Consider the following 15,249-nt stretch of genomic DNA (forward strand, 5'->3'; position numbering starts at 1 on the left):
CGGGGCTTTGGATCGGGTGTCCGCAGTGCTCAGGACGCGGTCAACGGCGATGCCTCCGGCGGGGATCGGCCGACAGATGCCGCTCTTCGGCCGGCGTTCCTGCCCCTGCCCCCGGCCCCAGCATCGGTCCGATGCCGTAAACAGAATGGCCCATATCCGTCAACATGATTCCTAGCAACCGGCACACTGACGCCACGTCAGGTGTACTGTCGGCGGCTATGGGACACCTGATACGCCCTCGGGCGTGGGCGGAACGAACCATAGGCATGCCCGTGTTGCCGGGCAAGCGGTCACAGTGGATCGGCACGCTCCGAGACGTGATCGGGGAGTTGACTGCCAACCAAGCCGTGTCTCCGAACGGACACACCTCCTTGCCCCAGGCCGGTGGCCTGAACCGGTCCCAGTTACAACGACTCGTTCGATCAGGACTGCTCTCCCGCGAGGGTCCGGTCCTCCTGCCCAGTGCCGCGGCCCGAGCCTGGCACCGAAGCGGCGATCCGTCCCTGCTGATCGAGACGCTCCACATCAACGTCAGATTCGTCGGCGAGGCCATGCACGCCCTCGCTTCCGCGCCCCTCACGCACGACCAACTGCTCCGCCTGGCGCGCGAAGAGTACGACCTGCCGTGGGCCACGACTGGCCCCGTGCACAACCGCACGGCGTGGCTCTCGGTCACCGGTATGGTCGACCTCTTCGACCGCCACCTCCACCTGACCGACTCGGGCCGTGACGTCCTGGCCCGCCTCGCGCTCGGGACGCCCGCATCCGATGACACCGGCGTGACCACACGACTCACGCTCGCCACGGGAGCCGTGGCCGATCTGATCGACTCGTTGGACGAGACCGAACTCCGGGCGCGGGCGGATGGCGCCAATCTCTACATCCCGGGCACTTCCGCGAACGGTGGCAGCCTGGACGCACTCCACATGCTCACAGAGGCAGCGATACCGTCGATCACGGACACGGATTTCGTCCGCTTCGTGCGGGCCAACTTCCCCAAGGCCCGGACCGCGGCCACGGCACGCACGGCGAAGGAAGCTCTGAAAGCTCTCGGACTCATTCAGCGGACGTCGTCCGAGACCTGGAGCGCCACGCCCGGCGCTATCGCATGGATCGAGTCCGGGGAAGCGCTTGACCTCGCGCGCACCGTCCATGCCTCGCTCGCCTTCTTCGGCGAAATTCTGGGCGAGCTGAACGCGACAGGTCGGCTCACCACCGGAGCGCTCGCCGAGCGGAGTGTGCGTTACCTCCCCAACCGGCAGAGACCCCTCTCCCGGGCCGCGGTCAACACGCGTCTCAACCTCCTGGAGGCATGCGGACTCGTCTCCCGTCTCTCGCAGACCGTCTACCGCACGACCCCTCTCGGGCTGGCGTTCAAAGACTCGCTGCCCTGCTTGAGCCAGGAAGACGCCCTGTCCGACAGGCCGGCCGACACCCGTGCCGATTGCAACCCGTCCGGCCGTCCCGATGCCGATCGGCAGAGCGCTTCCCCTGGGGAGGACATCGCGGCAGAACTGGAGAGAGCCGCACGCGACAGCCCGAACCACAAGCGTTTGGAGAAGGCCGCCGTCGCGGCCCTGGGATATCTGGGGTTGCCCGGTGAACACGTCGGCGGTAATGGACATGTGGACGGGCGCGTACGCTTCGGCATCGGAGCCGGTTCCGCCATTCTGGGCGTGGAGGCGAAGTCCGCGGCTAATGGGCGCGTTGTGGAGCAGCCGTTGTTCGGGCTGGCCGACCACCGGGCGGAGATCGGCGCTGAAATCACCCTCCTCATCGGCCCGGGGTTCGAGCGCCGCATGCTCAGGGAAGCCGATGACGACCCGGCCATCGCCGTCATCGAGACCGAGTTGCTGGCCGAGGTCGTCCGCCGTCAGGACCACACACCGCTGACGCTCGACCAGTTGGCGCCCCTCGTTGATCCCGCGCTGCGTGCGGCCCAGCGCCGAGAAGCCCTCAGCGGGTACTGGCAGGCGCAGGAGGTTCGCAGCCAGGTCGAGTACGCGATCGTCGGTCTCTTGAACGCGGAAGCCGAAGACCCCCTTGAAGAGGGAGGCTGGCTCGATCTCACCTCCATTCGTCGCGGGCTCCGAAGCCGCGGCTACCGCGTCGGGGAGGACGAAGTGGAGGAGGCCCTCGCGTTCTTGGCTTGGAACCGGATCGGCGTGGTGCAGCGGTCCGAGCGCGGCTATCGCTGTACGGCCGGTGTGCACGCCGCCGGCATGCGCATCCGGGCGCTCGGACACCAATGGTCGGCGGCGGCGCATCACCGGGAGGTGCGACCAAGCGATAAGGAGAGCCAGCCGTAAGCCCTAACTGTGCTTCTGGAGGCCATCCGCCATCCCTAGTGTCACCATGGACGCAGATCCTCGGGCACCGCCATCGAGGGCAGCACGTGCGCACCGCCCGCAGCCGCCGCCATGGCCGCGAGAATCGCCATGGCGATACCTCAGCCCTCCAGCACTGTCAGGCCGACACGGCTCCCTCAATCTGACACCACCTCCGGTGGGAGGTCTCGAATCCCTCCCACTGATGAAGCTCCCGCCACGCTCGGATAAACGGCGCCCACGTCCGGCAGGAGTTCTCGCACCTGGCGCAGTAGCACGCGCATCACGAACAGCCCTGCGACAGTGACCCATCCCATGGCGGTCCACCCCATGGAGTTGCCTCCTCGCCTCAGGCACCAGGCTCCTCGCCACCAGGGCCGAGATCTTTGCTACCCGGAAAGGTAAATCTCTCTCGGTGTGCAACTGATGATCACCGATTACGCCTGGGGCGTGGTCTTCTGCTTGAGGCGTTCGTAAGGTGTCTGGCCGCCGAGGCCGCTGTGCGGGCGATGGTAGTTGTAGTAGCCCTCCCACTCGCGCAGCTTGTCGTTGAAGACCTCGGCGTCGTCGATGATGACGCCGTCGAGGAGCCGGTAGAACTCCTCGGCGTCGATGCGGTGAGAGCGCTCGACCTTGCCGTTCAGACGCGGCGTTCGCGGCTTGATGTAGGTGTGGGCAATGCCCTTGTCCAACACGTGCCAGTGGAAGGCAGACTGGAACTCGGCGCCGTTGTCCGTCTGGATGACCTCGACCTGGAACGGCAGGCGCTGGATGACGTAGTCGAGGAACTGGATCGCGGTCGCCTGGTTCAGCGTCGGGTAGATCCGCAGGACACGCAGCCGGGTGCAGTCATCGATGGCAGTGAACTGGAAGTACTTGCTGCGCCCGCCGCGGCGACCCTGGGGCATCGAGGCGAGCGGCTCGATGAACTTCACGTCGATCTGCACCCGGTGGCCGGGCAGCTGCTTCTCGTACCGCTTCCATCGGCGGTCGTGGCGTTTGTAGCGCTGCGAGGCCGGCAGGCGGCCCATGTCCAGGCGGTTGAGGATCCGCCACACACCCGACTTGCTGATGGTGACGTCGTGGTACCGCTTGAGGTACATCGCGATCTTCTCCGGCCCGAAGTGGTAGTTCTGCCGCAGGTAGATGATCTTCCCGACCACCTCGACGTGCGTCGCGTTGGGGCTGTGCTTGGGTGCCTTGGAACGGGTGCGCAGGCCCTCGATTCCCTCAGCCCGGTACCGGCCGGTACCAGGTGTAGTACGCCTGCCGGCTGATCCCGAAGTACCGGCAGGACATCGCGACGTTCCCGCTGACCTCTTCGACATGGCGTATCACCGCCAGGCGCCGCCTGGCCTCACGGTCAAGCGGCGGGGTGGGGTTGGACTTGAGCATGTGGATCTCCGTAGTGATCAGAGACCCAGGTGTCAACGATGATCGGCAGTTTTAGACCCGAGCGGGCCGGGCCCAGCCAGAACTGCTTGCCCGCGACCTGCAGATTCCCACTCGCAGGCACCACCCGCTCGAACTCCACCGGTCCGCCGTCCTCCACCTGCGCCGATGGCGCGATCTCCTCAAGCGGACTGACGGAAACAGGCATCGCCTCAGCCGGTCCCTGCTCGGCGGGGGAAGGCCTCTGCTGCGGCACCAGCCCGAGCACTCCGGGCACCCGCAGGCCCAGCACATCCCGTTCCTGCTCGGGAACCGGGGTGAACCGGTCGCCCGGAGACTGCATGTCCAGGGCCTGATGCGGCCGGACGGAGTGGTATTCCTCCACCCACGCATCCAGCGCCGCCTGAGCCGCCCCGATACTCTCGAACGCGCCGCAGTCGTCGAGGAGTTCACGCCGCAGCGTCTGATGGAACCGCTCGACCTTGCCCGTCGTGGTCGGGGACGCCGGCTGGGTGAGGCGGTGAGCGATCCCGTTCTCCCGGCAGATCCGGTCGAACAACACCTCACCCCCGTGCCCGAACCGGTCGGTGAACTGCTTGCCGTTGTCGGTCAGCACCTCTTCCGGCACCCCGAACGTCCGCAAGGCCCGGACGAACGCCGCACACACCGCCCGCCCGGTCGCCCGCTCGACCACCGAGGCGATCACGCAATACCGGGAATGGTCATCCACACCCGTCACGACCTTGGCCTCGGTCAACTCCCCGGTCCCCGGGTCGACCAGCATCACGCCGCCGACGATGTCCATCTGCCACAACTGCATCGCACGGTCGCGCTGCCAGCGCTTGTAATCGGACCGCTTCCGGCGCCGCACCCCCGGCTCCACCAGCCCATGCCGGACCAGGATCCGATACACCGTCATCCGCGACGGCACCAGCGCCACCGCCCCGGACCGCTCCAGCACATGAGCGATCCGCCGCGGACCCCACCGAGGATGCTTACGCCGCAGCTCACACACGGCTGCCTCCACCTCGGCAGAGGCCTGATGCGGACACGACGCCGGCCTGCGCGAACGATCCACCAGACCCGCCAGACCTGAGGCCTCATACCGGGACTTCCACCCGCTCACCGTCTGCCGCGACACCCCCAGCGACGCGGCGACCTCCGTCACCGTCGCACCCGCCAGCACCGCAAGCACAGCCCGGTATCTCTGCTCGACAACCGACAACTCCACCAGCGCCAATCCCAGCCTCCCCACACACGCCGCAACGACGCGCACAGAAAAGCCGAACACGGCCACTGTCAACCATCAGCTGGGACCGAAGTGTCAAGCATCTACCGGGACCGGACAATACGATGCTGCTGACTGAGTTACAACTTTCTCTACGAGTTCAAGGCCCGCGCACGGCGAGGGCGCGCGGATACCCCCCACCGCTGACCTTTACCTGTGGGAGCGGGCGGTTGCCATCGGCCAGCGAGTCCTGTGGCTGCACACCTACGGCGAGCGGTACGCCGACGAGGTGGCTGGGAGGCCGTACGGCAGGGTGTTGCTGCCACGCGACCGCCCTCAAGGCGACCAAGGCGCTGAAGGCGGCATCGGACGCAGGCGACGCACTATTCGACCTGTAAGCGGAGCAGCGGGACAACTCACTGTGCTGCCCCCTCCGGTTCATCAGCCGCAGACGGGTGGACGTACCTGCCCTCGTTGAACGGAGTGAACCACGCCTTGAACGCCATCGGTGCGATGCCGAGAGCCGCTCCGACGGCGCTCTCGTCGATACCGTCCATGGAGTCGTCGTAGAGCCACTCGTGGTCCATGTCCTCGTAGACGTTGTCGGCGAACGAGTCGAGCGCGGCCGAGACGCCGTCGTCGAGCAGCCCGAAAGTCTCCAGGGTCACCTTCGTCTCATTCAGCAGCAGCTTCAGCGCGAGTTCTTCAGCGACGCAGCTCAGCTGCTGGAAGCTGCCATCCGTGAAGCGGGTAGTCATCGCTATCACCGTCACCAGGAAGCGGCGGGCGAAACGGGCGTCGTACTGGAGGGCGTATCGCTCGGGAAGGTCCTCGAAGTGCCACAGGGGCCCGTCGCATTCGGCAGCGGTGGTGTCCTCCTCCGTCAGGGTCTGCACGTCTTGGAACAGCTCGTCCACCAGGATGTCCGTCGCGTACACCATGGCACCGGCAGCGAGTTTGGCGTCCTCCGGCGAGACGGCGAACTCGTTGTCACGGTCTTCTTCCTCGCCGTCTTCGTCGTCGATGACGCCGAACATCACGGGCGGGAAGGAGCGCAGCTCGTCTGCAAGTACCAGCATCTGACCGCGTACAACCTCGGCTTTCACCTCGGCGTCGTAGCTCTCTTTGTCGTCGTCGGCCGTGGGACGCTCGGTATGCCGGGCCTTACGGTCAGCCGGATCATCGGGCGGGGCATCGGGACCGTCGGCGGCGTCGAGACCCTCCTGAGCGAGCTCCGGGTGGAGTTCGACCTCGCATCGCTCGATCTGCCAGTCAGCCAACAGCTCGGACCGTTCCAGCAGTTCACCCACGACCGATCGCACCGCCTCCTCGGCGAATTCCAGGGCTGGCGCATCCACGAACACTTTCAGCAGCGCTCCGCCTGGATAGACGGCCACGATGCTGTCGAGGAGATCGACTTCCATGCCGTCGGGTCCCTCGATGGCCTCGACGGAATCGAAGCCGTCCTCGATGAGCGCCACGGCACCGGCGCGCTGAAGTGGGTCCATCTCCGGAGTGCCGTCCGGGATGTGGACGTCCACGGTCACTACGTATGTCACGCGTCCGATCCTGGCAGGGGTAAGCCGCATGACGGGGAGGAATCCGCTCAATCACCAGTACTACGCAGCGAGTCAGGCAGTCGGCCCGACTGATATAGGCAACGTGCACTCGGCTCTCGCTTCGCGCGGGAGTACGACTTCAAGGTTCCCGACTCAGCACAGGACAAGAAGGGGCAGGAATGATCTCGGCGCAGGCATGGGCGGATGCCTGACTTCTGTGGGACTACCACCGCATGCACCACGACCTCCGCCCCTGCTCCGTGGCGTCGGTCTGGGCAGCCACGATCCAAGCGTGTGTCCAGAAGTTCTGCCCCGTAACGGGAGTTGAGGTCATGTGGTGCGAGAGGCGTTGACACGGCCCTCGCCGGGCCTTCGATCGAGGTGTCACCCATCGTCCGCCCGCTCGGCGAGGTTGTGGTCAGTGTGCGCCCGCCCACCGTGTTCGCCAATGCGTCCGCCGCCGAGTGCGAGATGTTACGCGGCCTGCGCGTGGCCCATGGCGATCAGCGTTACGGGCGGTGATGGTGCTGCTGCCGTTGCAGGGCCTGCCGACGGCGCAGATCTCCGCCCTACTGGAGTGCGACCCGGCCACGGTGCGCCGCTGGATCACCCGTTTCAACACCAACGGAGTGGCCGGCCTGCACGACCGGCCCTCCAGCGGACGGCCGAAGCTGGGCGGCACCCGGCTGACCGCGCGGATCGTCGCGCTGCTTGGGCGGCCCGGGCCGTGGACCGTGGTCAGGCTGCACCACTACTTGGGCCGGCCGCGGATCAGTCGCCGCACGCTGTATCGCCGGGTGCGGCAGGTAGCCCTCTGGCGCAGGCCCAAGCTGATCGCCCGCGGCGATCCGGCACGGACCGCGGTGGTGGCCGCGATCCCGAAACGGCTGCGGCTGCCGCCCGCAGGGGCAGCGGTATGGGTGGCCGACGAGACCCGTCTGCATCTGCTGCCCCACGTCCGCTCCAGCTGGACACTGCCCGGCCGTGGGCCACACATCCCCACCCCGGGCAAGAACCGTCAGGTCACCGTGCAGGGCGCGCTGGAGGTCACCACCGGCACTTTCCGCTACCGGCTCGGCCGACTCCGCGCCGTCGGCTTTCTCGACCTGCTCAAGCAGCTGGGGACGGCCTTCCCTCACGCCCCGGCGACCGTGGTGATCTGCGAAAACGACCAGATCCATCGCGCCCGCACCGTCCGCGAGTTCATCGCCGCGCACCCCGGGATGCACCTGTGGTACGGCGCCCGCTGCAGCCCGCACGACAACCCCATCGAACGCGTTGGGCCGCACTCAAGCACTACCTCGCCAACACCGCTGTCTCCTGGCCGGCCCGCAGGCGACAGGTCCACGCCTTCTTCCGCAGCCGCTCACCCGGCCAGCTCCTGACCACCGCCGCGCCCTGGCCCAGCCCCTGGTTCCCGACCAGTTGCCGACAGAACTTCTGGAAAGTCGCTTAGGTGCGGGCGTACCAGTCGGCGATCGAACGCTTGTAGCCGTCTGGCATGCGCAGGCCCGCCACCTCCTCAGCCGCGAAGAGGCCGATCTGCTTGTGCTCGTGACTGACGACGGGTGCCACCTCGGGGGTAAGCACGTCGCAGCCATAGGTGACGATGACCACCCGGCGCTCAGGAAGCGCCTGCGGCAACGGCTGGTAGATCCACACATCCAGCAGCGGCCCTGCCTTGACCGTCCAGCCGGTCTCTTCCTCCAACTCGCGTTCCAGGGCGGCTTCTGGCGTTGCGTCGGACGGCTCCAGCCGACCGCCGGGCAGTTCCCATTCCCCCCGCTCGTTCTGCAGCAGCAGCACGCGCCGACGGGCGTCCAGGGCCACGGCCTTGACCGAGACCGGCCAGTTCAGCGACGCAGCCATCGCGATCCTTGGGTCGGCGGCGGGGCAGTGTTCTCTACGCATCTTCCACCGACGGACAACCAACTGAGACGACTTCTCATTCGGGACAAGAGGTCGTGGGTTCAAATCCCACCACCCCGACAGCTGAAACACCAGGTCAGGGGCCTGATCCGCAGTGCGGGTCGGGGCCTTGAGTGGTTTTGGGGTCGTACGTCACCCGGTGGGTTCGATGCGGAGGACCGCGGCGGAGTCGAGGACCTTGACGACCTTCAGGCTCATGACGTCGTTGAGGGTCGCGGCGGGGCCCTCGGCGCAGGTGAGGCCGACGCCGCCGGTGCCGTTCGATGACACGCTGCCGCCGCCGGAGCAGCCTGAAACGCTGTAGCCCGATCCGGTCAGCGGGGCGACCAGCTCGACCTCGTTGCCGTTGATCGCCTTCACCTCGAGGGGCCCGAGGCCGTACGTTTCGGGCACGGTGATGACGTCCCCGACGGCGACCTTGATCTCGCACGTCCCGTCGGCGCAGGGCCCGGTCGGGGAGGGTGACGGCGTGGGCGTCTTCGTGGGGTCGGACGGCGGTGCCTCGGAGCGGGATTCGCTGGGCCGGCTTTCGGCGGGGGACCCGTCCGAGGAATCCGAGGAACACGACGTGAGAGCGGCGAACACGGCAGCGGCAACGACGGCGGCTACGGCGGTGGATGACGTTCTGCGCATCATGGTTGCCATGGAACCCCGCCGCGAACGGGACCCCTCCCATCACGCGACCGCCGTCCCCTCCAGCTCGACCATCTGGCCGGGGATCGCCAGCCGCGTCACCCCGAGCATCGTGGTGGTCGGTGCCACACCGGCGGCGCCCAACCTCGTCGCCAGCACGCCGTAGTGCTGGAAGAGGAGATCGACGTCGGTGGTGTAGACGTTGAGCCGGATGAGGTGGGCCAGGGACATGCCGGCCTCGGCGAGAACGGCCTCCAGGTTGTCGAGGGTCAGCGCCAACTGGGCTGCCATGTCGCCGTCATGCTGGGGCTTGCCCTCGGCGTTCATCGCGGTCTGCCCCGAGATGTAGAGGGTCCGGGTGTGTCCGGAGACGACCTCGCCCTGGTTGAAGCCCAACTCCGTCGACCATGTCACCGGGTTGACCGCCGTTCGTTCCATTGCCACGTCAGCTCCATTCGATTCGGTCCGGTTCAGTCCGGTCCACTCCGGTCATGGGGAGCCGTACGGCCATCGGCTCACTCGGTAACCGCCGGCTTCGACCTCCTGCGACGAGCCTCGCAGCAATACATGACACCCTCAGTCATGTATCTGCGTAGAGTTCTCGTATGCGCGCCGATCGCTTGGTCTCGCTCGTGCTGCTGCTGCGTCAGCGCGGTCGGCTGACCGCGGACACGCTGGCCCGGGAGCTGGAGGTGTCCACTCGCACCGTGCTGCGTGACATCGAGGCGCTGTCCGCGGCCGGGGTCCCGGTTTACGCCGAACGCGGGCGGCACGGTGGTTTCGTGTTGTCGCCCGGTTTCCGGACCGAGCTCACGGGTCTGAACCACGACGAGGCCCTTGCTCTGCTGGCCGCCGGATCGGGGCGCGGCGAGCAGGTGTTCGGGCTCGGCTCGGCGCTGGCTTCGGCGATGCGGAAGGTGGTCGACGCGCTGCCCGAAGGGCACCGGGCCACGGCGAGCGACGCGGCGCAGCGCATTCTCGTCGAGCCGGAGACCGACTTGCTCTCGCGTCGGCCGGTCACTGAGGAGGTGGCCGGCGCCGTCATGGTCGAGGTCCGGCGCGCGGTGCTCGCCGGACACAAGCTGCGTATCCACTACGCGGCCACGGGCCAGGCACCGCGGTGGCGCACGGTGGACCCGATCGGCCTGGTCACCGTGCGCGACCGGGGCTACTTGCTGGCCAGGCGATCCGGCGCGGACCGCACGTACCGGCTGTCGCGGGTGCTGGCCGCCGAGGAGCTGCCCGAAGCGGCGGAGCGACCGAACCGGGTCGATCTGGACCGGATCTGGCGGGAACGCTCCGCGCGCTTTCTCTCGGACGGCGACCACATCGCCGTGCTGCTACGGGTGAATCCGGCGCGGCGAGAGGAACTGCTGGACACCGTACTGGCCGTCCGTGCGGAAGAACCCGACGCGGACGGCCGGTTGCGGCTGGAAGTGACGTTCCAGGATTCACGCCATGCCGAATGGGCGCTGTGGCAGCTCGGCACGGACGCGGAAGCCCTCTCCCCGCAGGCGTTGCGCACCTCCCTGCACGACCGCGCCACCGCGCTGGCCGCCCGCTACGGAGACTCCCGCTGAGCGCGCCGCCCTGGAACAGGAACACGCCGCCCTGGAACGCGCCGCCCTGGAAGCGGAGGCTGGTGCGCGTCCGAACGATCGACTTCGCGCGCTCTCACCTTCGCAGCGTCGTGCGGAACCGGTCCCTCCCCACGTGGGGACCGGTTCCGTACGACGCGCGTGGCCTCGGTTCGCGCTGATACGGCGCGGACCGGGGCGGGGCGGGATCCGTGGTCGGCGTCGAGCGGTCCGGATGGGACCGGTCTCCACGGATCTCTCAGGCCCTCTGGACGGGTGCGTCACCACCGTCCGGCAACTGAGGTGACTGAGGCGGAAGCTGGCCGAGAACGAACGGCGTCATAGGCTGCGTCTCCGAGCACTGGGCTGGTGGCCTGTCATAACGGCGTGCAGTCGGTTCGCTACTGCGTCGTGATCCTGCCACCTGTGGCCTGGAACGAGGAGGTTCCGGTGTCCGGTCCAGCCCTTCCTCGCAGGTCAGCCGTATAAGGTGAGTTTTCCGGTCCGGATGCCAGCTGCGAGGGAAGTAAAGGGGTGGAGGCCTTGAGTTCCGACTCAGGGGCGCGCACAGCCTTCGCGGAACGCCTCGCGCTGCTGTACCGGGAGGCCGGCAACCCTCCCCTCAAGCGCGTGGCCGAGGCGGTCGTACAGCTGCAGCGGGTCGATGAGCGGGGGCGGCCCGTACGAGTGTCCGCGCAGCGGATCAGCGACTGGCGGCGGGCGAAGAACGTACCGGCCCAGTTCGCCGCCCTCGCGGCGGTGCTGCACATCCTGATCCCGCAGGCGCGGCGCGCACGGCCCACTCCGGTGTCGCCCGGCCTGTACGACCTGGCTCAATGGCAGCGCATCTGGGAACAGGCGGTGGCCGATCCCATCGGCGAGCGTGCCGCCGTGTCCGGGGAAGGGGAAGGGGAAGGGCAAGGGGGGGAGCGGTCCGCCGGCGACGCCCCTGCCGTACCCGGTGGTGTGTGTCCCTACCGGGGGCTCGCTTCCTATCGGCAGCAGGACGCGCGGTGGTTCTTCGGCCGGGAGCGGAGCACCGAAGCCCTCATGGCGCAGCTCCGTGCGGCGGAGAAGACTGGCGGCCTGGTCATGCTCGTGGGCGCCTCGGGCGCGGGCAAGTCCTCCCTGCTCAACGCCGGTCTGGTGCCCGCGCTTGAGCAGGACGCGCGGGAGGTGGTGCAGCTCGTGCCGGGCGCCCGTCCGCTCGCCGAGCTGACCGAACGGATCCCCGAGCTCGCGCCCCTGGTCGACACCTCGGATGTGGACACGGGCGCGGTGCGGGAAGCCGTCGCCGCCTGGGCGCGGCCCTCCTCCCCCGCCCGCCCCGTCCTCATCGTCGACCAGTTCGAAGAGGCCTTCACCCTCTGCACCGACGAGGCGGACCGGCGTACGTTCATCCAGCTTCTGCACGCCGCGTGCGCTCCCGCCTCCGACGGCCCCGCCCCCGTCCTCGTGGTCCTCGGCATACGCGCCGACTTCTACGAGCAGTGCCTCGCCCATCCCGAGCTGGCCGACGCGCTGCAGCACCGGCACATGGTGCTCGGGCCGCTGACCACGGCCGAGTTGCGCGAGGCGGTGACCGGTCCCGCCAAGGCCGTGGGCCTGGAACTGGAGCCCGGCCTCGCGGAACTGATCGTCCGTGAGGTGAGCGCCGACGGCCCGCGCGGGGCGCACGACGCCGGTGTGCTGCCGCTCCTCTCCCACGCCCTGCTCGCCACCTGGCAGCGCCGGAAGGCGGGCCGGCTGACGCTGGCCGGCTTCCGGGCGGCGGGCGGCATCCAGGGCGCGGTGGCGGCGACCGCGGAGCGGGCCTGGTCCGGCCTCGATCCGGCGGCGCGTACGGCCGCGCGGCTGCTGCTGCTCAGGCTGGTCCGGCTGGGCGAGGACACCCAGGCCACGCGGCGGCGCGGGACCCGGCGGCAGCTCGCGGAGGAGTCCACCGACCCCGGCAAGACGGAGGAGTCGCTGGAGGCGCTGGTCAGGGCCCGGTTGGTGACGCTCGACGCGGAGAGCGTGGAGATCACCCATGAGGCGCTGCTGCACGCCTGGCCGCGGCTGCGCGACTGGATCGACGAGGGCCGCAGCGACCATCTGCTGCGCCAGCGACTGGAGGAGGACAGCAGGTCCTGGGAGGGCTCGAACCGCGATACGGCGCTGCTGTACCGGGGTTCCCGGCTGGAGCAGGCCCACAACTGGGCCAAGTCCGCCGGGGACACCTTCCTGACCCGCAGCGCGGTGGAGTTCCTGGCCGCGTCGGTGCGCTTGCGCCGGCGCGTGGTCTGGATCAGCCGGGGCGCGGTCGCGACGCTGGTGGTCCTGGCGGTCGTGGCCGTCGGTGCGGCGGTGGTCGCGATACAGCAGCGGGACGACGCGGTGTTCGCGCAGGTGCTCGCCGAGTCCGATCGCGTGCAGTCCACGGATCCGTCGCTGTCCGCGCAGCTCGGCCTGGTGGCGCACCGGCTGCGGCCGGACGACGCGGACGCCAACAACCGGCTGATCTCGATCGTCAACGCACCATTGGCCACACCGCTGCTCGGCCACACCGGCGCCGTCTACCTCACCACGTTCAGCCCGGACGGCCGGCTGCTGGCCACCGCCAGCTACGACCGGACCGTACGCCTGTGGGACGTATCGGACCCGACCCGGCCCAAGGCCGTCGGCAAACCCCTGACCGGGCACACCAGTTGGGTGAGCAGCGCGGTCTTCAGCCCCGACGGGAAGACCCTGGCCAGCGCGGGGGACGACGGCACGCTCCGGCTGTGGGACGTGCGCGATCCGAGCCGTCCGCGGTCGCTCGGCGCACCGCTGACCGGGCACGACGGCACGATCTACCTGGTCGCCTTCAGCCCGGACGGGCACACGCTGGCCACCGCCGACGAGAAGCGGAACGTACGTCTATGGGATGTGCGCGACGTGCGGCGGCCGAGGACGCTCGGCACGCTGACCGGCCACACCGCACCCGTGCGCTCGGTGGCGTTCAGCCCCGACGGGCGGACGCTGGCGGCGGGCGGCGACGACAACACGGTCACGCTGTGGGACATGGACGATCCGCGCCGTCCGGATCGGATCGGTACGCCGCTGACCGGCCACACCGACACCGTGCACTCGGTGGCCTTCAGCCCCGACGGCCGCACGCTCGCCAGCGGCAGCTCGGACAACACCATCCGGCTGTGGGACGTCACCGACCGCGGCCGCGCGACCGCGCTCGGCTCGCCGCTGACCGGGCACACCGGCCCCATCTGGTCCGTGGCCTTCAGCCCGGACGGAAGCATGCTCGCCGCGGGCAGCGCGGACAGTACGGCGAGTCTGTGGAACGTCCGCAATCCGGCCTATCCCTCGCAGGTCGGCATGCCGCTCTCGGGCAGCAGCGGGGAGATGTACGCCATCGGCTTCAGCCCCGACGGCCGCACCCTCGCCACCGGCACGGGTGACGGCAAGGCCCGGCTCTGGTCGATCCCGAGGTCGGACATGATCGGCCGGATCGGGGCGTTCCGCCGGGACGGGAAGATCCTCGCCACGGGCAGCGGCGACAGCAAGATCCGGCTGTGGAACGTGGCCAGTCCCGGCCGGCCCGTGGCGCTGGGCAAGCCGTTCACGACCGGGGAGCGCGACATCCGGCTGCTGGCGTTCTCGCCCGACGGCCGCACCCTCGCCATCCTCACCGGCGTCCGCAACACGGTGCAGCTGTGGAACATCTCCGACCCCGCCCACCCCGTCGCGTACGGCAAGCCGGTCCTGCTGGACACGCGGTATTCGGGCCCCGACTCGCTCGCCTTCAGCCCCGACGGCCGCACCCTCGCCAGCGCCTACGACGACCGCACCATCCAGCTGTGGAACGCCGCCGACCCGGCCCACCTCGTCCCGCTCGGCAAGCCGCTCACCGGTCACAAGGGGTACGTCAACGCCCTCGCCTTCAGCCCTGACGGCCGCACCCTCGCCAGCGGCAGCGCCGACCTCACGATCCGCCTGTGGAACGTCGCCGACCTGCGCCACGCGACGCCACTCGGCAAGCCGCTCACCGGGCACGTCGGCCCCATCAACGCCCTCGCCTACACCCCGGACGGCCGCACCCTGGCCAGCGGCAGCGACGACAACACGGTCCGCCTGTGGAACGTCACCGACCCCGCCGGGGCGACCCTGCTGGGCCGTCCCCTCACCGGCCACACCGAGGCGCTGGTGTCGCTCACCTTCAGCCACGACGGCCGCACCCTGGCCAGCGGCGGCAACGACAACACGGTCCGCCTGTGGAACGTCACCGACCCCGCCGACGCCGGCCCCATCGGCCAGTCGATGAGCCCCAACGCCAAGACGGGCAACTTCCTGTCGTTCAGCCCCACCGGCCACATGCTCGGGGTGTCCAGCGGCTCCGACACCGTACGGCTGTGGAACCTGGACGTCGACCAGGCGATCAGCCGGATCTGCGCGGCCACGCACGGCGTACTGACGCGGGAGCAATGGCAGGAGTACCTGCCCCGTTTGTCGTACGAGCCGCCGTGCCGTCAGTGATCCCGATCACAACGCGATGATGTGGCTGAGCAGTCGCCTCCCACAGCACTCGCGGCCTTGTTAGCCTTGGCCATAGCCCGATCGCTGGTGCATCC

8 protein-coding genes and 3 pseudogenes are annotated in these 15,249 nt (G+C 68.9%); 5 read left to right on the top strand and 6 right to left on the bottom strand.

The genetic code is table 11. From position 1 onward, the window contains the following. The first annotated feature begins 317 nt into the window (after window positions 1-317). A complete protein-coding gene (locus OG828_RS22845) occupies window positions 318-2,309 on the top strand; it encodes a hypothetical protein (RefSeq protein WP_328502160.1) in 1,992 nt (663 codons plus the stop codon). Between the two features lie 455 nt (window positions 2,310-2,764). Here OG828_RS22845 and OG828_RS22850 read toward each other — a convergent pair. Together OG828_RS22850 and OG828_RS22855 are read right to left on the bottom strand one after the other, a co-directional pair. Continuing rightward, window positions 2,765-3,722, bottom strand: a pseudogene (locus OG828_RS22850) (IS481 family transposase). 31 nt (window positions 3,723-3,753) lie between these two features. Next, a pseudogene (locus OG828_RS22855) lies at window positions 3,754-4,944 on the bottom strand (IS481 family transposase); the annotation flags it as partial. Window positions 4,945-5,137: 193 nt separating this feature from the next. Between OG828_RS22855 and OG828_RS49595 the strand changes: the two are divergent. Continuing rightward, entirely contained in the window at window positions 5,138-5,425 is a 288-nt protein-coding gene (locus OG828_RS49595) for a hypothetical protein (protein WP_443062513.1), read from the top strand. On the opposite strand, the gene OG828_RS22860 is transcribed toward OG828_RS49595, so the two are convergent. Continuing rightward, entirely contained in the window at window positions 5,364-6,506 is a 1,143-nt protein-coding gene (locus OG828_RS22860; protein WP_328502161.1) for a hypothetical protein, read from the bottom strand. The two genes, OG828_RS49595 and OG828_RS22860, sit on opposite strands and share 62 nt — an antisense overlap. Window positions 6,507-6,929: 423 nt before the next feature. On the opposite strand from OG828_RS22860, the pseudogene OG828_RS22870 reads away from it, so the two are divergent. Further along, window positions 6,930-7,962, top strand: a pseudogene (locus OG828_RS22870) (IS630 family transposase). On the opposite strand, the gene OG828_RS22875 reads toward OG828_RS22870, so the two are convergent. The 3 genes from OG828_RS22875 to OG828_RS22885 all read right to left on the bottom strand — a co-directional run bounded on the left by OG828_RS22875 (window position 7,959) and on the right by OG828_RS22885 (window position 9,506). Next, window positions 7,959-8,375, bottom strand: a complete 417-nt coding sequence (locus OG828_RS22875) for an NUDIX domain-containing protein (protein ID WP_328502162.1) — start codon at window positions 8,373-8,375, stop codon at window positions 7,959-7,961. The pseudogene OG828_RS22870 and the gene OG828_RS22875 overlap by 4 nt on opposite strands. A gap of 192 nt (window positions 8,376-8,567) precedes the next feature. After that, window positions 8,568-9,071: a hypothetical protein gene (locus tag OG828_RS22880; protein WP_328502163.1), complete on the bottom strand. Its 504-nt coding sequence runs from the start codon at window positions 9,069-9,071 to the stop codon at window positions 8,568-8,570. Window positions 9,072-9,110: 39 nt separating this feature from the next. Further along, the gene (locus OG828_RS22885; RefSeq protein ID WP_328504918.1) at window positions 9,111-9,506 is read right to left on the bottom strand and encodes a RidA family protein; all 396 of its coding nucleotides are present in this window, start codon (window positions 9,504-9,506) and stop codon (window positions 9,111-9,113) included. A 167-nt stretch (window positions 9,507-9,673) separates the two neighbouring features. On the opposite strand from OG828_RS22885, the gene OG828_RS22890 reads away from it, so the two are divergent. Both OG828_RS22890 and OG828_RS22895 read left to right on the top strand, forming a co-directional pair. Next, on the top strand, window positions 9,674-10,648 hold the full coding sequence (locus OG828_RS22890; RefSeq protein WP_328502164.1) for a helix-turn-helix transcriptional regulator: 975 nt from the start codon (window positions 9,674-9,676) through the stop codon (window positions 10,646-10,648). Window positions 10,649-11,179: 531 nt separating this feature from the next. Next, window positions 11,180-15,154, top strand: a complete 3,975-nt coding sequence (locus OG828_RS22895) for an nSTAND1 domain-containing NTPase (RefSeq protein WP_328502165.1) — start codon at window positions 11,180-11,182, stop codon at window positions 15,152-15,154. Window positions 15,155-15,249: the final 95 nt, after the last annotated feature.

It is taken from the genome of Streptomyces sp. NBC_00457 (assembly GCF_036014015.1).
Lineage (GTDB): Bacteria > Actinomycetota > Actinomycetes > Streptomycetales > Streptomycetaceae > Streptomyces.